Consider the following 19,301-nt stretch of genomic DNA (forward strand, 5'->3'; position numbering starts at 1 on the left):
ACGCAAGCAGAACGTGGTCGACCCACCCGTTATGTGATGCGATGCAGCCGCATCATGTGTTGTGGTTGATCCGGCGCGGAATTGCGCCGGGGCTTTCGGTACACGCTGTTTCCGCTGCGAAGGTTTCGTCGCGCCGCGCCGTTCAGCGCGCAGGCAGCAAAGCCAGCACCTGTTCGACTACCGTGTCGATTCCAAGTCCGGTGGTGTCGATGCGGACGGCATCAATGGCCGGGCGCAAGGGAGCCACCGCGCGCTGGGCGTCACGGGCGTCGCGGGCGAGAATCTCCCGCAGCAGACCGTCTAAAGTAACCGAAACCCCCTTGTCCTTCAACTGCTTATAGCGCCTTTCCGCGCGTTCCTCGGCGCTGGCGGTCAGGAACACCTTATAAGCGGCGTCCGGGAAGATCACCGTGCCCATGTCGCGGCCGTCGGCGACCAGCCCCGGTTCCTGCCTGAATACGCGTTGGCGCTCCTTCAGCGCGGCCCGGACCTCCGGGATCGCGGCGATGGCCGAGGCGGCCGCGCCGGCGGTCTCGGTGCGCAGCTCGTCGGTGGCGTCGACGTCGTTGACCAGCACCCGCAGCTCGCCGGAGGCGTCGTCGCGGAAGCCGATGTGGGTGTCGAAGGCGCAGCGGACCAGGGCGGCCGGGTCGGCGAGGTCGAGGTCGGCCCAGCCGGCGGCGACGCCGACCGCGCGGTACAGGGCGCCGGAGTCCAGGTAATGCCAGCCCAGGCGCTGGGCGACCAGGCGGCTGATGGTGCCCTTGCCGGAGCCGGAAGGGCCGTCGATGGTGAGGACGGGAACGTGGGAGGTCTGGGAAGATGCGCTATTCATGCGCAGCATTATGCGGCCGCGGCGCGCGCAGCGGTCCCGGCGCCGCCCTCGCCCGCCCCGCAGCCGCGGCGAAACCGCCCCGGCCGCGCCCGGATTTTGCGTCCGGACATGCAACCACTTGATCGGCCGGCATTTTGTCCGCTACAATCGCGGGCTAGCTTTCCCACACCCATCCCATCCACTCAACCAGCCGAGATCTGTCATGAAGGTCCTGTCCTCTCTGAAGTCGGCGAAGGCCCGCCACCGCGACTGCAAAGTCGTTCGCCGCCGCGGCAAGGTCTTCGTGATCTGCAAGTCGAACCCGCGTTTCAAGGCGCGTCAGCGCTGATCCGCAGCCGCGGGCAACGGCCCGCCGCTTGAGGTTCAAGTCGAAAGCCGCCGCAAGGCGGCTTTCTTCGTTCCAGCCCCCTCCACCGGCCCGGCGTCGCGCCTGGGCCGGCCTTGTTTCGCCAAACCGTGACGGCCGCACCCTGCCGTTCCGCGTCACCTTGTGCCTAGAATCCCGCGTCCTTTGCCTAGGTGAATTCGCCATGAAGCTGCGCGTTGCCGTTGCACCCCTGCTCGCCCTGCTGGCCCTGTCCGGTACCGCGTCCGCCGAGACCCTGCTGATCCAGCGCGTGCAGGAAGAAGGCAAGGCGGCTCTGCCGGTGCGCGGCCAGAGCATGGACCAGGTCAAGACGCGCTACGGCGAGCCGGCCCAGCGCCTGGATTCGCGCGGCGGCCAGAAGAAGGCGTGGCCGCAGATCAACCGCTGGGTGTATCCGGCCTTCACCGTGTACTTCGAGAAGAGCCGGGTGATCGACGTGGTGGCGAACAAGGCCGGTGCCGGCGAAATCGGGCCGAAACCGCCTATCCTTTGAGGTTATGACCAACAACGCATTGCGCTTCCCCGCGGAGTGGGAACCCCAGTCCGCGGTCCTGATCGCGTGGCCGAACGCCGACACCGACTGGGCCGACCGCCTGGGCGAGGTCGAGGAGACCTACATCGCCCTGGTCGCGGCCATCGTCCGCTTCCAGCCGGCGCTGATCTGCGTGGCCGACGACGACGTCCAGGCCTACGCCCGCGCGCGCCTGGCCTCGGCCCGGATCGACATGGACCGGGTGCGTTTCATCGACGCGCCCTACGACGACACCTGGCTGCGCGACTCCGGCCCGATCACGCTCAAGCGCGAGGACGGCGGCGGGCACGCCGATTTCCGCCTGCTCGACTTCCGCTTCACCGGCTGGGGCGGCAAGTTCGACGCCAGCCAGGACGACCTGCTGGTCGAGCGCCTGCATGAGCAAGGCGTGTTCGCCCCCGGCAGCGAGCGCGAGAGCATCGACTTCGCCCTGGAAGGCGGCGGCATCGAGACCGACGGCGCCGGCACCCTGCTGACCACCTGGCGCTGCCTGCACGAGCGCCATCCCACGCTCAGCCGCGACGAAATCACCGCCAAGCTGTCCGCGTGGCTGCGCCAGGACCGGGTGCTGTGGCTCGATCACGGCTACCTGGAAGGCGACGACACCGACGCCCACATCGACACCCTCGCCCGCTTCGCCGCGGCCGACGCCATCGTCTACCAGGGCTGCGACGATCCTGCGGATTCGCACTACCCCGAACTGCAGGCGATGGGCGCCGAGCTGGCCGCGCTGCGCACCCGCGACGGCCAGCCGTATCGTTTGTTCGCGCTGCCGTGGGCCAAGCCGATCGTCGACCAGGACCGTCGCCTCGCGGCCAGCTACGCCAACTTCCTGATCGTCGACGGCGCGGTGCTGATGCCGGCGTACGGCGACGACGCCGACGCCGCCGCGCAGGCGGTGTTGGCGCAGGCCTTCCCGGACCGCGAGATCGTCGCGGTGCCGTGCCGGCCGCTGATCTGGCAGAACGGCAGCCTGCATTGCGTGACCATGCAGTTGCCGCGGGGCGTGGTGGCGTAAGCCTCGCCGTACGCCGCGGAGCCCGGCTTGCGCTGCGCGGCGCTCGTTCTCGCATTCGCGCTGTCTGGATCGGTGCGATCTGAAGCAGCGCGGCCCTGAATCAAAGCGTCCGTGGATCCCACGACGCTGAACTCCCGCGACGCGCCGAGGCTCGCCAGCTCCCTGCGCCTGCGTCATTCCGGCGAACGCCGGAACCCATTTTGACTTTGCCGTTGCCTTCGCTCTTTGGGCAGGAAGAGCAAGATCGAAATGGGTTCCGGCGTTCGCCGGAATGACGGAGACAGCCAGCGTTGAGCGCGCATAGTGAGGAGCGCTGCGAGCGTTCGCGCTCGATCCGTCGTTGAACTCGCCCCGCCCCCATCTCAGCTCGAGACCCGCGCCGCGCCCGCCGCAGCGCGCCGCGTCATCGCGTATTTCCTACAATGGGCCTCCGCCCCACCGCCGGACCGCGCACCGATGAAGAAGACCACCCTCCCCGTCGCCCTGATCCAGGACCGCGACCACGGCTCGCGCGAGGCCAATCTGGCCAACATCGAGCAGCGCGTCGGCGAGGCCGCCCGCCAGGGCGCCCGGCTGGTGCTGCTGCAGGAACTGCACAACGGCCCGTACTTCTGCCAGCACGAGTCGGTGCAGGAGTTCGACCTGGCCGAGCCGATCCCCGGCCCCAGCACCGAGCGCCTGGGCGCGCTGGCCAAGCGGCACGGCATCGTCCTGGTCAGCTCGCTGTTCGAGCGCCGCGCGCCGGGCCTGTACCACAACACCGCGGTGGTCTATGAGACCGACGGCAGCATCGCCGGCAAGTACCGCAAGATGCACATCCCCGACGATCCGGGCTTCTACGAGAAGTTCTACTTCACCCCGGGCGACATCGGCTTCGAGCCGATCCAGACCTCGGTCGGCCGCCTGGGCGTGTTGGTGTGCTGGGACCAGTGGTATCCCGAAGGCGCGCGGCTGATGGCGCTGGCCGGCGCGGAGCTGCTGCTGTACCCGACCGCGATCGGCTGGGACCCGGACGACGCCCAGGACGAGAAGGACCGCCAGCGCAACGCCTGGATCCTCAGCCACCGCGGCCACGCGGTCGCCAACGGCTTGCCGGTGCTCAGCGTCAACCGCGTGGGCTTCGAGCCGTCGCCGCTGGGCGCTTCGGGCATCCAGTTCTGGGGCTCCAGCCACGTGCTCGGCCCGCAGGGCGAGTACTTGGCCGAAGCGAAGACGATGGAGCCGGAAATCCTCATGGCCGAAGTCGATCTGGCCCGCAGCGAACACGTGCGGCGGATCTGGCCGTTCCTGCGCGACCGCCGCATCGACGCCTACGCCGACCTGCTCAAGCGCTACCGCGACTGATGGCCGCGCCTGCGCCGCAGTTGCATCTGCGCGCGGCGGTCGAGTCCGACCTGGACGCGATCGCCGCGTTGTATGCACTGGAAGTGCGCGAAGGCGTCGCGACGTACGAATACGACGTGCCCGACCGGGCCGAGATGCGCCGGCGCTGGCGCGCGATCGTCGAGGCCGGCTATCCCTACCTGGTCGCCGAACGCCTCCAGGACGGCGCGGCCCGCTTCGCCGGCTACGCCTACGCCAGCGCCTACCGCACCCGCGTCGGCTACCGCTGGACGGTGGAGAACTCGGTCTATGTCGAGCCGGCCAGCCATGGCCGCGGCATCGGCGCGGCGCTGATGCGGCGGCTGATCGCCGACTGCACCGCGCTGGGGTTCCGGCAGATGGTCGCGGTGATCGGCGACGGCAGCAACGCCGCGTCGGTGGCCCTGCACGAACGGCTCGGTTTCAGGCTCGCCGGCGTGTTCCCGGGGCTGGGGCGCAAGCACGGGCGCTGGCTGGACACCGTACAGATGGTGCTGCCGCTGGGCGACGGCGATGTCGGCGAGCCGGACGAGGGCGTGCCCGGGCTGAGGTGAGCGCCGGCCGGTTCCACTGTTTCCGACCGCGAAGCGTCGGGCCTGAAGCCCCTCCCACAAGCCGACCGTGGGAGGGCCTTCAGGCCCGACGCTTTTGTTTACGGCCCTGCGAACGCAGCGCCCGGCGCGCCGGGCCAAAGTCCCCATGGCGGCGGGAAAACACAATTTGAAACCCCGCCGGCGGCGTTTTTAGGTCACAACGGTGACGGTGCCGGCTGCCGCGATTGCGGCGCCGGCGGACGCCCCGGCTCAGGCCGGAGGAAGCGGCGCCCCGGACCGGCCGACGAACGGTTCGAATAAAACGAACGGACGTGCTATTTTGCGCTCTATGTCCTCCCTGACCGCCACCAACAAAGGCGCCGCCACCCGCGAAGCCATCCTCGACCAGGCCTATGGCATCGCCTGCTCGGCCGGGCTGGAGGGCTTGTCGATCGGTCCGCTGGCGACCGCGGTCGGCATGTCCAAGAGCGGCGTGTTCGCCCACTTCGGTTCGCGCGAGGACCTGCAGCTGGCGGTGCTGGACAAGGCCGGCGAGCGTTTCGTCGGTTTCGTCCTGCTGCCGGCGCTGAAGCAGCCGCGCGGCGTGGTGCGGCTGCGCGCCATCGTCGATGCCTGGTTCGACTGGTCGCGCCACACCGACGGCGGCTGCGTGCTGCTGGGCGCGGTCAGCGAGTACGACGACCGCCCCGGCGCCCTGCGCGACTGGGTGGTCGAGCAACAAAAGCGCTGGCGCCAGGTCCTGGCCCAGGCCGTGCAGCTGTGCATCGATGCCGGCGAGCTCGACCCCGACACCGATACCGAGCAACTGGCGTTCGAGATCTACGGCCTGGCGCTGATCGTCCACCACGACGCCGGCCTGTTCGGTTTCGACGCCGCCGTCGCCCGCGGCCGGCGCGCGTTCGAGCGCTTGTTCCGCTCCTACGCCGACGCCGACGCCGTCCCCTCCCTAGCCTGATCGCCCGCCCCCACGAGGCCCGTCATGCCCGTTTCTGTCGCTAAAATTAGTACGACCGTTCGTAACGCGATTCGCCTGTACGGCCTGCGCGTCGGCTTCGCCGTCGGCGGCTGGCTCGCCCCCGAGGCGACCATGCGCCGCGCCGCGGAGTTGTTCTGCACCCCGTTCGCCTCGACCCGCCGGCGCGCGCTGGCCGCGCCGACCTTCGATGCGCGCCAAGACACGTTGACGGTGGCGGGCCAGGCCATCGCCTGCTACGTCTGGGGCGAGCCGCAGCGCCAGCCGTACGTGCTGTTCGCCCACGGTTGGTCCAGCCACGGCACCCGGGTGGCGCGCTGGCTGCCGGCGCTGCGCGCGGCCGGCTTCGCCGTGGTCGCCTTCGACCAGCCCGCGCACGGGCGCAGCGAGGGGCGGCTGGCTACCCTGCCCGACTTCACCCGCCATCTGCACGCGGTCGGCGCGCATTACGGGCCGGCGGCGGCGGTGATCGGGCATTCGCTCGGCGGCGCCGCGACGCTGCTGGCGATGGCGCGCGGGCTGCGCGCCGAACGCGCGGTGCTGATCGCGCCGGCGGCCGACCCGGTCGCCGCGGTCAAGCGCTTCGCCCGCTTCCTGTGGGTCGGCGAGGACCTGTGCCGGCGCATGTTCGCCTACTTCGAGGCGCGCATCGGCATCAGCTTCGATTCGCAGCAGGCGCACCGCAACGCGCCGAACATGGGCCGGCCGGCGTTGATCGTGCACGACCTGGGCGACCGCGAGGTGCCATGGGCCGAGGGCGAGCGCTATGCGCGCTACTGGCCGGACGCGCGGCTGCTGACCACGCAGGGGCTGGGCCACAACCGCATCGCCGACGACAACGCGGTGATCGCGGCGACGCTGCGGTTCCTGCGCGGGGAAGCGGTGGGCGACAAGGTGGTGTCGAGCGAGAACCTGCCGTACGGGATGGCGTGAGGGGTGCGGGGCCGCGGCGCGCTGAGCCGACGGCGTCGGGACTGAAGTCCCTCCCACGACAGCGCGGGCCCGCGGCCGCGAGGTCCGCGGCAAGGCCTTCAGGCCCGACGCTTTCCGTTCCCATTCGATAGATCCCGATTTCGAGCAAGCGCGAACCGGTCCGGCCGGGGCTCACCCCTCCCGCTTCGGCCGGACCGTTCGCCTCATCGCTTGCAGGGCCGGCCGCGCGCCGGCGCGCGAAGCCTCGGGCCTGAAGGCTCACCGGCGGCAACCGCGCTCGCCCCGGTTTCGACCATCGGCCCCGACGCCGCAGCGATCACGCCGCCATGTCGACCGCCCCGGCGTCGGGATACGGCTGGCGCCAGGCCGGCAGCGCCTCCAGCCGGGCGTACCACTCGCCCAGGCCGGCGTAGCCATCGAGCGGCAAGCGCGCGGCGCGCTGCCACGGCAGCATCGCGGCCACCGAGAAATCGGCGACGCTGAGGCTGTCGCCGAGCAGGTAGCGGCGGCTCTGTAGGTGCGCGTCGAGCACCTTGGCGAAGTGACGCAGGTGCTTGTTGGCTTCCTCGACCACGGTCGGGTCCGGCGCGCCGAGGCCGAAGATCGGCTTGGCGATGTGCTCGAAGAACAAGGCGCCGGCGTGGCGGTTGAAATGCGCGGCGTTCCAGTGATTCCAGCGCAGCACCTCGATCTGCTGCTCCGGCGCCGACGGCCACAGCGGCGAGCCGGCCTTCAGCGCCAGGTGGCAGGCGATCGCCGGCGATTCCCACAGCACCCGGTCGCCGTCGACCAGGGTCGGCACCTTGCCGTTGGGGTTGAGCGCCAGGTAGTCCGGCCGGCGGTGCTCGCCGGCGGTGAGGTCGATGCGCTCGAATTCGACCGGCGCGTCCAGATGGCGGGCGACGGCGCAGGCGGTGCGGGCGTTGGGCGACTCGTAGTAGTAGAGCTTCATCGCGGGGTCCTCGTGGCGTTGGGGAGGGACTGCGCGGACGATTCTGCGAGGCGGATAAATATGTTCAAGAACATATTTAGAATCGTGCTACATCGGTCCCAGCCCCCTCGCCTCGTCGCCCGCCGCCATGCCCTACACCGCCGAACACAAGGCCCAGACCCGCGCGCGCATCGTCGCCACCGCGCGCCGCCTATTTACCCGCCGCGGCTTCGCCGAGGTCTCGATCGACCAGATCATGGCCGAGGCCGGCCTGACCCGCGGCGGCTTCTACAACCATTTCCGGCGCAAGCAGGACCTGTACGCCGAGGCGGTCGAGCACATCCTGGGCTGCCTGCCCGATGCCGACTGCGACGGCGGCCCCGGCGCGCTGCAGGCCGGGCAGCTGGCGCGCGAGTACCTGTCCGACCGCCACGTCGCCGACTTCGACTACGCCTGCCCGCTGGTCGCCTTCTCCTCCGAGGTCGGGCGCGGCGACGAATGCGTCAAGCACGCCTATACCCAGGTGCTCGACAGCCTGATCGGGATGATGCAGCGCTCGCTCGGCCCCGGCGCGGACGCGCGCGGGCGGGCGGTGGCGATGGCCACGCTGTGCGTCGGCGGGACCATGCTGGCGCGGGCGATCGACGATGCCGGCCTGGGCCAGGAAATCCGCCGCACCGCGCTGGAGCAGGTGTTGGCGCTGGCGGCGAACCCCGCCCGCCGCGCGCCTGCGCGCAATCGCAGCGAGGCCCGCGGCCAGCCCCGCGCCAACCCGGCGACGCGGCCGCCGGCCGGCCCGGCGGCGACGGCCGGCGACGCCGGCGCGGCGCCGCGCCGGGCCCGCGCCTGAGCCCGGCGGCGGGTTTGCCGCGCACCGGGCCCAGCCTCTATGCTGCGGGCCTTTCTGTGCTCCGGCACAGCTGCCGCGAGCCGCCAAGATCCGCATGAACGAACCGCTCCCCGTCTCCGACGGCCTGCAAGGCCAACCGCACGCCATCGTCGAACGCGACGGGGTCCGCTACACCCTGCTGGGCACCGCGCACGTGTCGCAGGCCAGCGTCGAGGCGGTGCGCGACGCGGTCGGCAGCGGCCGCTACGACGCGGTCGCGGTCGAGCTCGACCCGCAGCGCCTGCAGGCGCTGTCGGACCCGGACGCGCTGGCGCGGCTGGACCTGATCCAGGTGATCCGCTCGGGCAAGACCGCGCTGTTCGCCGCCAATCTCGCCCTGGCCGCGTACCAGCGCCGGTTGGCCGAGCAGCTCGGGATCGAGCCCGGCGCCGAACTCAAGCGCGCGGTGACCGAGGCGCGCGAGCGCGACCTGCCGGTGCACCTGATCGACCGCGAGGTCGGCCTGACCTTCCGCCGCGCCTCGCAGCGGTTGGGCTTCTGGGGCCGGACCAAGCTCGGCGTCGGCCTGGTCACCAGCCTGTTCGCCGCCGACGAGGTCGGCGAGGACGAGATCGAGAAGCTCAAGCAGGGCGACATGCTCGAGTCGAGCTTCGGCGAGTTCGCCAAGGAAAGCCCGCAGCTCTACGAGACCGTGATCGCCGAGCGCGACCGCTACATGGCCGCGCGCCTGCGCGAGAGCGCGGGCGAGTCGCGCGAGGTGCTGGCGGTGGTCGGCGCCGGCCACCTGCAGGGCCTGGCGCGGCATCTGCGCGAGGACCAGGGCGACCCGGTCGCGCAGCGCACCGAGCTGGAGCAGATCAAGACCAAGAGCAAGGTGCCGTGGGTGATGATCGCGATCACCACGCTGATCCTGGCCGGCATCGCCTGGGGCTATTGGAAAGGCGGCGCGGCGATGGGCACCGACCTGCTGCTGCAGTGGGTCATGTATACCGGCGGCCTGGCCGCGCTGGGCTGCCTGCTCGCCGGCGGGCATCCGCTGAGCATCCTCACCGCCGCGCTGGTGGCGCCGCTCAAGCCGTTCCGGCCCGGCGTGCCGGCCGGCGCGGTCAGCGCGCTGGTCGAGGTGCACCGGCGCAAGCCGGCCTACCGCGACTTCATGGCCCTGCGCGACGACGCGCAGACGGTCGGCGGCTGGTACCGCAACCGGGTCGCGCGCGTGGTGCTGAACTTCATGCTGACCAACATCGGCACCGGCATCGGGGTGTGGCTGGCGGGGTTCCGGATCGCCGCCAAGCTGGTCGGCTGAGTCGGTAATACCGACGCCCGGCCCCGACGCGTCCTCGCCTCGCGAAAACGGCGCCGCAGTCTGCGGCGCCGTTTTCGTATGCGTGCGGGTCGGCGCGAAACCGGTCGACCCGTGTAGGAGCGGCGCAAGCCGCGACCGCGGGCCCGCAAGGTTGCGCCGTAAGCGCGGTGTCGCGGTCGCGGCTTGCGCCGCTCCTACAAGGAGCCACGCGCCATCCGCGCGGGCGACGGCTCAGGCTTGCGCCGTCGCCGCGCCGCCGCGCGCGCGCCCCACCAGGGTCGCGGTGCCCGAGCGCAGGTCGTCGAGCAGCGCGTAGATGGTCGGCAGGAACAGCAGGCTGACCACGGTCGAGAACGCCAGCCCGCCGGCCACTGCGCGCGCCATCGGCGAATAGGCCAGGCCGCCGAGCACCACGGTGTCGCTCAGCGAGATCGGGATCATCGCCAGGATCGCCGTGCCCATGGTCATCATGATCGGGCGCAGCCGCTCGCGGCTGCCCTCGATCAGCGCCTCGCTGCGGCTCAGCCCGCGCCGGCGCAGGTTGTTGATGTGCTCGACCATGACGATGCCGTTGTTCACCACCACGCCCATCAGCACCAGGATGCCGATGAAGGCCATCACCGTGAACGAGCTGCCGGTCAGCCAGAACAGCCAGAACACGCCGAAGATCGAGAACACCACGCAGCTCATGATTGCCGCCGGGAACAGCAGCGATTCGAACACCGCCGCCATCACCACGTAGATCATGACCAGCGCCAGCACCAGGTTGATCATCATCTGCTTGCCGGCGTCGTCGTCGCGCTCGAACGAGCTGCCGTCGAAGCTATAGTGGTAGCCGGCCGGGAACGCCACCGCCTTGAGCGTCTCCTCCATCGCCTTGCGCGCGTCCGGCGTGGTCGCCTTGCCGTTGAGCGCGGCGACGATGGTCAGCGTGGTCTGTCGGTTGTTGCGGTTGATCTGGCTCGCGGTCGGGCGCACGTTGACGTCGACCATGGCCAGCAGCGGCACGCTGCGGCCGTCGGGCGAGCGCACGGTGAACTCCGACAGGTTCTCGATGCCGTAGCTCTCCGCGCCGGCGAAGCGCGCCCACACCGGCACCTCGGTCTCGCCGCGCTGGAAGTCGCGCAGTTGGGCGCCGCGCAGGGCCAGGCCGACGAAGCGCGAGACTTCCTCGACGCTGAAGCCGAACGAGGCCGCGCGCTCGCGGTCCACCCGCACGTTGAGCTCGGTGTTGCGGTCGCCGATGTCCACCCGCACGTCGCGCAGCTCCGCGCGGCGCGACAGGATCGGCACGATGTCGGCGGCCAGCTCGCCCAGGGTCTCGGTCGAGTCGCCGATCAGCTGGACCTGCACGTTCTTGCCGTCCTGCCCGCCGCCGCCGCCACCGCCGCCGTTGCCGCTGGCCGATACCGTGACCTCGGCCTTGGCCGACTTGGGCAGGTCCTTGGACAGCTGGTCCAGCAGCGCCTTGGTGTTGTCGACCTTGTCCTCGAAGAACTGCAGCCGGGTGCCGCCACCGCCGCCGCCCTCCTCGCTGAAGAACGAGTAGATCTGCTTGATGTGGTACTGCTTGCGGCGCGGCTCCAGGTATTGCTCGATCTTGAGGATCTCGTCGGACATCTGCTGGCGGGTGTAGCTGCCCTTCCAGTGGTAGCCGATGAAGGCCTCCTTGCCGCCCTCGTTGCCGAACATGTCGTACTTGGTCTTCACCATCGGCACCACGCTGAGCGCGACGATGAGGACGATGCCGGTCACGCTGAGGCCGCGGTGCTCCAGGGTCCAGCGCAGGAAGCGCGCGTAGGAGCGCTGCAGGCGCGGGATCAGGCCGCGGTCGCTGGCCACCGCCGGCGGGGTCTTGAGCCGCGCCGAGATCATCGGGATCAGGCTCACCGCGACCAGCCACGAGGCCAGCAGCGAGACCGAGATGGTGATGGCGATCTGCGACATGAAGATGCTGATGTCGTTGGTCTCGCCGAGCAGGTTGGGCAGGAACACGATGCAGTGGCACAAGGTGCCGGCCGACAGCGCGATGGCGACGTGGCGGGTGCCGATGATTGAGGCCAGCTCGGGCTGGTCGGGCATCTTCTCGCGTTCCTGGTAGATGCTCTCCACCACCACCACCGCGTTGTCGACCAGCATGCCCACCGCCAGCAGCAGGCCCATCAGCGACAGCACGTTGAGGGTCACGCCGAAGAAGTGCATGAAGCCCAGGGTCATCACGAAGCAGATCGGGATCGCCAGGGTCACCATCAGCGTCGACGGCCAGTGGCGCAGGAAGAAGAACAGCACCGCGACCGACAGCAGCAGGCCGATGGCGCCGGCCTCGGCCAGTTCCAGCAGCGAATCGGTGACGTCCTTGCCCTGGTTGGAGACGACCTTGATCTCGATGTTGCGCAGCGCCGGCTGCGCGCGGATCGCCTCGACCTCGGCCAGGGCCAGGCGCGAGACCTCGACCAGGTTGGCGCTGCGCTCCTTGAAGATGTCCAGGCCGATCGCCGGGCGCCCGTCCAGGCGCCGGCCGGTGTCCAGCCGCGCCGGCTTGAGCCGCACGTCGGCGATGTCGCGCAGCTTCAGGCCCTTGTTGTTGATCGAGACGTTGCGGAACTGCTCCAGGTCCACCACCTGGCCGATCGGCTGCACCCGCAGGCGGCGGCCGCCGTCCTCGATCTCGCCGGCGGAAATGGAGAAGTTCAGCGCCTGCAGGCTCTTGGTCAGGGTGTTGAGATCCACGCCGTGGGCGACCAGGCGGTCGGGCAGGATCGCGATCTCGACCTCGTTGGGCGCGGCGCCGCCGATCTCGACCTTGGCCACGCCGGGGATGCGCTCGAGCCGGCGCTTGAACTCGCGGTCGATCAGGTCGTACTCGCGGCTCAGGTCCATGTCGCCGGCCAGGCGCACCTGCAGCACCGCCTCGTCGGAGGACGACCACTTGAACACGAAGTAGCGCTGAAAGCCGTCCGGCAGGTCGTCCATGATCGCGTCGATGCGCTCGCGCGCGTCGGAGGCGGCGATCGAGATGTCGCGGTCCCAGTCCTTGAACTGCAGGAAGATCGACGCGCTGTCCGAACGCGCGTTGCCGTTCATGCTCTTGATCCCGGTCATCGTCGCCAGCGCCTCTTCGGCCGGGCGCAGGATCGTGCGCTCCACCTCTTCCGGGGTGGAGCCGTCGTAGGGCAGCTGGATGAACAGGAACGGCGCGGAGATGTCCGGCAACGATTCCAACGGCAGCCGCACGGCCGCGATCAGGCCGATCACGAACATCGACACGAACAACATGATGGTCGTGATCGGCCGCTTGATGCTGATCTCGGCGACGCCGCTCATGTCAGTGCGCCTCGGTCAGCGGGTCGTTGTCGTGGCCGATCTTGTCGGCCACCGCTTCGTCGCGGCGCCGGGCCTTGCGCACGCGTTCGCGGTAGTAGGCGTCGCCGCGGCGGTCGAGCAGGTCGTACACCACCGGGATCACCACCAGGGTCAGCAGGGTCGACACCAGCAGGCCGCCGATCACCGTGATCGCCATCGGCGAGCGCACCTCCGCGCCTTCGCCGGTGGCGATGGCCAGCGGCAGGAAGCCGAACAGGGTGCACAGCGTGGTCATGATGATCGGGCGCAGGCGCGAGCGCGCGCCTTCGATCAGCGCCTCGCGCTTGGCCATGCCGTGCTCGCGCAACTGGTTGACCTTGTCGATCAGGATGATCGCGTTCTTCACCACCAGGCCGACCAGCAGGATCAGGCCGATGAACACCACTACCGACACGGTCGAATTGGTCAGCAGCAGCGCCAGCACCGCGCCGACCAAGGCCAGCGGGATGGTGAACAGGATCACGAACGGGTGCAGCAGCGATTCGAACTGCGACGCCATCACCAGGTAGACCAGGAAGATCGCCAGGCCGAACGCGAACAGCAGCGAGTTGATCGACTGCTGCAGTTCCTCGCCCTGGCCGCCGATGTGCATGCGCACCTCCGGGCTCAGCGGCTGCTCGCGCACCATCTTCTCGACCTCGGCGATGGCGCCGCCCAGGTCGATGTCGCGCAGGTTCGAGGACACGATCGCCACCCGCACCTGGTCGGCGCGGTGGATCTCGCTGGGGCCGGTGGTGGCGATCACCTCGGCCACCGATTCCAGCGTCACCGGGCGGTTGCTGCCGGGATTGACGATCAGCCGGCGGATGCCCTCGATCGAGGCGCGGTCGGCTTCGCGCGCGCGCACCAGCACGTCGATCTTGCGGTCGCGGAAGCTGTAGCGGGTGGCGACGTCGCCGCGCACCTTCTTCACCACGATGTCGGCGATGTCGCGGGTGGCCAGGCCGAGCGCGCCGGCGCGGTCCTGGTCGAAGCGGATCTGGATCTCGGGGAAGCCCTGCTCCACCGTCGACTTGACGTCGGCGAAGTGGGCGTTGCCGCGCAGCAGCTTGGCCATGTGCTGGCCGGCGCGCTGGATCGTCTCCAGGTCCTGGCCGCGCAGTTCGATTTCCAGCGGCGTGGAGAAGCTGAAGAGCTGCGGGCGGGCGAAGTCGACCTGCGCGCCGGGGTGGGCGCGCATGGTCTGGCGCAGGCGCTCGGTTTCCTCGGCCTCGATCTGCTTGCTGCCGCCGTCGGCCATCACCACAGTGATCTTGCCGATGTTCTCGCCGCTCTCGGTCGGGTTCGCGTCCAGCCGCGTGCCGCTGCCGCTGACGCCGAACCAGGCGCGGATGCCCGGGTCCTTCTCGTGCTTGGACTGGATCTCGCGCACCACCTTGTCGGTCTCGCGCAGCGGCGTGCCCGGCGGCAGCTTGACGGTCATGTCGAAGCGGTCCTGGGCCAGCTGCGGGATCAGGTCGGCGCCCAGCAGCGGCACCGCCGCGAGCGTGGCGACGAACGCCGCGCCGGCCAGGGTCAGCACCAGGCCGCGATGGGCCAGCGCCGCCGGCAGCAGCCTCAGGTAACCGCGTTCGGCGCGGCCGTACGGCGCCATGGCGACGTCGCTGGCCTTGCCCATGACCGGGCCGATCACCGCGCCGAGCAGGCGCCAGACCCGCACGATCGCCCAGGCGATGCCGAAGAACACGCTGCGCACGCCGATGGCGATGCCGCGCGGGATCCACGCCAGCGCGCGCAGCAGCCGGTTCTTCGGCTCCCAACGCGGATGCGGCGCTTCTTCCTGGAAGCCCAGCGCCGGCCGCCCGCGCAATGCGCTGAGCATCGGGATCAGGGTCATCGACACGATCAGCGAGATGCCGATCGCCAGCGCCACGGTCAGCGCCTGGTCGCGGAACAGCTGGCCGGCGATGCCTTCCACGAACACCAGCGGCAGGAACACCGCGATCGTGGTCAGGGTCGAGGCCACCACCGCCATGCTGACTTCGCGGGTGCCGGTGACGGCCGCCTCGAGGATGCCCAGGCCGCGTTCGCGCGCCTTGGCGATGGATTCCAGCACCACGATCGAGTCGTCCACGACCAGGCCGGTGGCCAGCGCCAGGCCGCCCAGCGACATCACGTTGAGGCTCAGGCCGAGCCGGTCCATGAAGAAGAACGTGGCCACGATCGACACCGGCAGCGACAGGCCGATCACGAACGTGCTCCAGCCGTCGCGCAGGAACAGGAAGATGATCAGGATCGCGAGCAGGCCGCCGATCACCGCGTCCTTCTTGACGTCGGCGATGGCGTGGCGGATGAACTGCGACTGGTCGTCGATGGTGATCAGCTCGACGTCCGGCGGGATCTGCGCCTTGATCTGCTCCAGCCGCGCCTGCACCGCGTCGGCGGTGGCCACGGTATTGGCGTCACCTTCCTTGTAGATCGCCAGCTCGACCGCTTCCTTGCCGCCCAGGCGGATGATCGCCTCGCGTTCCTTGTAGCCCTGGCGGACCTCGGCGATGTCCTTGAGCCGCACCGGCTTGCCGCCGGCGGGGGTGCTCTGGCTGCCGTCGTTGGCGCTCTGCACCGAGGCCGCGGCGGCCATCGCGTCGGCCGAACCCGAGGCCGCGGCCACCCGCGCCATCTCGGCGGCGGCGTCGGCGGCGGCGCTGCTGCCCTGGTTCTGGGTGGTGACCAGCATCTCGCGGATTTCCGGCACGGTCGCGAACTCGTTGACCGTGCGCACCAGATAGCGCTGCTGCCCTTCTTCCAGGCGGCCGCCGGAGATGTTGACGTTCTCGGCCTTGAGCCGCTGGATCACCGTGTCGATCGGCAGGTTGAGCTGGGAGATCTTCTGCTGGTCGATGTCGACCTGGATCTCGTCCTCCAGGCCGCCGCCGACCTTGACCGCGGCCACGCCCTCGACCGGTTCGAGCTTCTTCTTCAGGTCGTCGTCGGCATAGCGGCGCAGCGCGGTGAGCTGGCGGATCGCCTCGGTCTCGCCGGCCTTGTCGCCGCCCTTGTTGGACAGGGCGATGCGCAGGATCGGCTCGGTCGAGGGATTGAAGCGCAGCAGCACCGGCTTCTTGGCCTCCAGCGGCAGCTGCACGATCTCCATCTTGTCGCGCACCTCCAGGCTGGCCTGGTCCATGTCGGTGCCCCAGGCGAACTCCAGCACCACATCGCTCTGGCCGGTGCGCGAGACCGACTTGAGCTTGCGCAGGCCCTTGACCACGCCGACCGCCTCTTCCAGCGGCTCGGTGATCAGGGTCTCGATCTCGGTCGGCGCGGCGCCGGTGTATTCGGTGCGCACGGTCAGCGTGGGATAGCTGAGATCGGGCAGCAGGTTGACCTTCAGGCTGTTGAGCGCGATCACGCCGAACAGCAGGAAGGTGATGGTGACCATCGCCACGGTGACCCGCCGGCGGGTGGAAAACTCCACCAGGTTGAAGGACGTCGCGTCCGGAAGCTGAGCCACAGCCAGTCCTCAGTTTCGGTATCTGGAATTCGGTAGGGACCGGCGCACGGCGCAGTCGGGACGCGCCGTGGCGGCCTGCGCCGCATGTCGCGGTCCGCGCCGCGCCGGTCGCCCGGCGGCGGCGCGGCGGCCGCTTACTGCTTGATCGGCGCCTTCGCGGCCGGCGCGGCGGCGCTGGCGACCGGCTTGGCGTTGATCGGCAGCACTTCGCTGCCTTCGCGCAGCGCGGTCTTGCCGGCCACCACGACCTGGTCGCCGAGCTTGACGCCCTGGCGCACTTCGGCCCAGGAGCCGTCGAGGTAGCCCAGCTTGACCGAGGTGCGCGCGACCTTGTTGCCGCGGACCACGAACACCGCCGGATCGCCCTCGTCGTCCAGCAGCGCCGCGCGCGGCACCACCAGCGCGTCAGCGCGGCTGTCGTAGTCGATGCGCAGGCGTCCGAACATGCCCGGCTGCAGCACCCCGCCGCCGACGAACGAGCAGATCACCCGGAAGGTGCCGCTGCCCGAATCCACCACCGGGGCGATGCGGTCGACCTTGCCGTCGAAGCTCTTGCCCGGCATCGCGTCGACCGTCATCTGCACCGGCTGGCCGGCCTTCAGCGTGGCAAGCTCGCGCTCGGGCACGTTGAGGGTGGCTTCCAGCATCGAGGTGTCGACGATGCGGATGATCGGCGAGTTGATCTGGACGAAGTTGCCGGCCTTGATCGAACGCGAGGCGATCACGCCGGAAATCGGCGCCTCGACCTTGGCGTAGGACAGCTCCAGGTTGGCCAGGCGGTTGGCGGCGCGCGCGTTTTCCATGTCGTAGCGCAGCTGGTCGTTGTCGTTGGCGCTGAGCAGGCGCTGCTCGGCCAGCTGGCGCGAGCGGGCGTAGTTGGCCTCGAGCTTGCGCAGGGTCGCGCCGGTCTGCGCGGCCTGCTGCTCGGCGCGGGCCGAATCCAGCCGCACCAGCACCTGCCCGGCCTTGACCTGCTGGCCTTCCACGACCATCACCTCCAGCGCCACGCCGGAGGTCTTGGCCACCACCTGCGACTCGGCCCGCGCCTCCAGCGGCGCGGTGCCGGTGTAGCTGGCGGCGATCGCGCGCCGGCTCGCCGCGGCGATCTCCACCGGGACCGCATCGGATACCTTGTCCTTGCCTTCCTTGCCCTGCGCCTCGGCGGCGCCCGCGCCGCCCTTGCAGGCCGACAGGCCCAGGGCGCAAGCCAGCGCCAGCGCAGCCACCGCTGCCGTGACCCGCACCGCAGGACCGCCCTCGCGGTTGTTGGTGAGTTGACGCATTCGAGACGACCCCAAAAAGTGCTATTAAATTCGGCGGTTACCGGTCGTATGCCGGTGTTGTATATAGGTATATCACCGGCCCGGCGCAGCAACATCCGCCGAAGGTCATGATGACTGGAGCCATGGCTTCGATCTGAGGCAGGGTAAGCGCGCAGGCCTTGCGGCGGTTGCGCCTGCGCCGCTTTCGCGATCCAGGTCCGGTCCTCGCCGGGTGCGCCGCCGCGATTCCGCGACCGGCGTCAGTATGGATGCATCCAGGGACGGCTTCGTTGCAATCGCCGCGCCGGCTATACTCGCCGACTTGTGCGCGGTCACGACCGCGCAGAGCCAGCCACCACCTTTCGCTAGCCACTCGAGATTGCGGACTACGACATGATGCGACCGCTGACGATCGCCGCCTGCTTCGCCCTGACCTTCGCCGCCGCGAGTGCGGCTGCGCAAGACCCCGCCCCGGCTGCGACGGCGCCCGCCGCCGCCCCGGCCACTGCAGCGCCCGCCGCGGCCGCGCCCAGCATCAAGGGCAATCCGCAAACCGGCCGCCAGCTCACCTACACCTGCCAGGGCTGCCACGGCGTCACCGGCTACAAGAACGCTTACCCGAACTACCACGTTCCCAAGATCGTCGGCCAATCGCCGGAGTATCTGGTCAACGCGCTGAACGAGTACAAGAAGGGCACGCGCAAGCACCCGACGATGCAGGCCCAGGCCCAGAGCTTCTCGGACCAGGACATCGCCGATATCGCCGCCTTCCTCTCCAGCGCCAAGTGAGCCGACGCCCCATGACGAATCCCAGCCTGCTGCGCGGCCTCGCCATCGCCTCGCTCGCCCTCGCCCTCGCCGCCTGCTCCAACTCCGGCGACGCCCCGGCCGGCCATTCCTCGGCCGACCGCAACGACGGCCACACCTCCTCGTCCTCGGGCCTGCCCGCGGGCAACCACGTCGCCGGCGAGAAGCTCGCCAGCACCAAGGGCAAGGCCACCGGCCAGTCCTGCGTGGACTGCCACGGCGCCAAGGGCAACGCCCCGATCGACCCGCTGACGCCGAAGCTGGCCGGCCAGTACCACGACTACATCGCCCACTCGCTGCAGATGTACCGCGACGGCGACCGCGACCATCCGCTGATGTCGTCGCAGGCCAAGGCCCTGAACGACCAGCAGATCGCCGACCTCGCCGCCTACTTCGGCTCGGTCGAGGGCGGCACGCTGCACGACCTGCACGGCGTCCACTGAGTCCAGCCGCCAGCGCATGCATCTCCGGACGGCCCGCTTTCGCGGGCCGTTCGCGTTGTGGGGCGGCGTTCGGGCACGAGGCGGCGAAGCGGACCGATCGAAAAGCGTCGGGGCTCAAGCCCCTCCCGCAACAGCAGCCTGCGAAGGTCGCGAACTCTTTTGTGGAAGGGCCTTCAAGCCCAATGCCTTCGGCTCCGGCGCGATGAAGCCCGAGGCGAACCGATCGACAAGCGTCGGGGCTGAAGCCCCTCACACTGCAGCCGCTACATCAACGCTACTGCTGCAGCCCCGCTGCAGCCTTCGAAGCCCCG

General features: G+C 69.9%; 15 protein-coding genes and 1 pseudogene. 11 read left to right on the forward strand and 5 right to left on the reverse strand.

Annotated elements, in window-relative coordinates:
- Positions 1-142: 142 nt before the first annotated feature.
- Positions 143-835 (reverse strand): (d)CMP kinase, encoded by a 693-nt coding sequence (cmk, locus tag BLV01_RS01585; protein ID WP_091794590.1) that lies wholly within the window; start codon positions 833-835, stop codon positions 143-145.
- 202 nt (positions 836-1,037) lie between these two features.
- Here cmk and ykgO point away from each other — a divergent pair, with 202 nt between their 5' ends.
- The 7 genes from ykgO to BLV01_RS01620 all read left to right on the forward strand — a co-directional run bounded on the left by ykgO (position 1,038) and on the right by BLV01_RS01620 (position 6,574).
- The gene (gene ykgO / locus BLV01_RS01590; protein WP_010342887.1) at positions 1,038-1,163 is read left to right on the forward strand and encodes a type B 50S ribosomal protein L36; all 126 of its coding nucleotides are present in this window, start codon (positions 1,038-1,040) and stop codon (positions 1,161-1,163) included.
- Between the two features lie 202 nt (positions 1,164-1,365).
- Positions 1,366-1,695, forward strand: coding sequence for a hypothetical protein (locus tag BLV01_RS01595; protein WP_091793455.1), 330 nt, complete (start codon positions 1,366-1,368; stop codon positions 1,693-1,695).
- A gap of 4 nt (positions 1,696-1,699) precedes the next feature.
- Positions 1,700-2,752, forward strand: coding sequence for an agmatine deiminase family protein (locus tag BLV01_RS01600; RefSeq protein WP_091793457.1), 1,053 nt, complete (start codon positions 1,700-1,702; stop codon positions 2,750-2,752).
- Between the two features lie 456 nt (positions 2,753-3,208).
- On the forward strand, positions 3,209-4,096 hold the full coding sequence (locus tag BLV01_RS01605; RefSeq protein WP_091793459.1) for a carbon-nitrogen hydrolase: 888 nt from the start codon (positions 3,209-3,211) through the stop codon (positions 4,094-4,096).
- Entirely contained in the window at positions 4,096-4,668 is a 573-nt protein-coding gene (locus BLV01_RS01610; RefSeq protein WP_091793461.1) for a GNAT family N-acetyltransferase, read from the forward strand. Before BLV01_RS01605 ends, BLV01_RS01610 begins: the two co-directional genes overlap by 1 nt.
- A gap of 328 nt (positions 4,669-4,996) precedes the next feature.
- Positions 4,997-5,623: a TetR/AcrR family transcriptional regulator gene (locus BLV01_RS01615; protein WP_091793463.1), complete on the forward strand. Its 627-nt coding sequence runs from the start codon at positions 4,997-4,999 to the stop codon at positions 5,621-5,623.
- Positions 5,624-5,647: 24 nt separating this feature from the next.
- Positions 5,648-6,574 carry an alpha/beta hydrolase gene (locus tag BLV01_RS01620; protein ID WP_254782475.1) on the forward strand — a complete coding sequence of 309 codons (927 nt, stop codon included), beginning with the start codon at positions 5,648-5,650 and terminating at the stop codon, positions 6,572-6,574.
- A gap of 316 nt (positions 6,575-6,890) precedes the next feature.
- Here BLV01_RS01620 and BLV01_RS01625 read toward each other — a convergent pair whose 3' ends face one another.
- The gene (locus BLV01_RS01625) at positions 6,891-7,526 is read right to left on the reverse strand and encodes a glutathione S-transferase family protein (protein ID WP_091793467.1); all 636 of its coding nucleotides are present in this window, start codon (positions 7,524-7,526) and stop codon (positions 6,891-6,893) included.
- A 127-nt stretch (positions 7,527-7,653) separates the two neighbouring features.
- On the opposite strand from BLV01_RS01625, the gene BLV01_RS01630 reads away from it, so the two are divergent.
- Together BLV01_RS01630 and BLV01_RS01635 are read left to right on the forward strand one after the other, a co-directional pair.
- Positions 7,654-8,355, forward strand: coding sequence for a TetR/AcrR family transcriptional regulator (locus BLV01_RS01630; protein ID WP_091793469.1), 702 nt, complete (start codon positions 7,654-7,656; stop codon positions 8,353-8,355).
- A 94-nt stretch (positions 8,356-8,449) separates the two neighbouring features.
- Positions 8,450-9,661: a TraB/GumN family protein gene (locus BLV01_RS01635; RefSeq protein WP_091793471.1), complete on the forward strand. Its 1,212-nt coding sequence runs from the start codon at positions 8,450-8,452 to the stop codon at positions 9,659-9,661.
- Between the two features lie 231 nt (positions 9,662-9,892).
- Here BLV01_RS01635 and BLV01_RS01640 read toward each other — a convergent pair whose 3' ends face one another.
- The 3 genes and pseudogenes from BLV01_RS01640 to BLV01_RS01650 form a co-directional block, all read right to left on the reverse strand.
- Positions 9,893-12,985, reverse strand: a complete 3,093-nt coding sequence (locus BLV01_RS01640; protein WP_091793473.1) for an efflux RND transporter permease subunit — start codon at positions 12,983-12,985, stop codon at positions 9,893-9,895.
- A gap of 1 nt (position 12,986) precedes the next feature.
- Positions 12,987-16,445, reverse strand: a pseudogene (locus BLV01_RS01645) (efflux RND transporter permease subunit); the annotation flags it as partial.
- A gap of 167 nt (positions 16,446-16,612) precedes the next feature.
- Positions 16,613-17,761: an efflux RND transporter periplasmic adaptor subunit gene (locus BLV01_RS01650; protein ID WP_091793476.1), complete on the reverse strand. Its 1,149-nt coding sequence runs from the start codon at positions 17,759-17,761 to the stop codon at positions 16,613-16,615.
- A gap of 375 nt (positions 17,762-18,136) precedes the next feature.
- Here BLV01_RS01650 and BLV01_RS01655 point away from each other — a divergent pair, with 375 nt between their 5' ends.
- On the forward strand, positions 18,137-18,529 hold the full coding sequence (locus tag BLV01_RS01655) for a c-type cytochrome (protein WP_091794592.1): 393 nt from the start codon (positions 18,137-18,139) through the stop codon (positions 18,527-18,529).
- A gap of 11 nt (positions 18,530-18,540) precedes the next feature.
- Entirely contained in the window at positions 18,541-18,990 is a 450-nt protein-coding gene (locus tag BLV01_RS01660; protein WP_091793478.1) for a c-type cytochrome, read from the forward strand.
- Positions 18,991-19,301 lie beyond the last annotated feature (311 nt).

It is taken from the genome of Lysobacter sp. yr284, assembly GCF_900107375.1.
Taxonomy (GTDB): domain Bacteria; phylum Pseudomonadota; class Gammaproteobacteria; order Xanthomonadales; family Xanthomonadaceae; genus Lysobacter.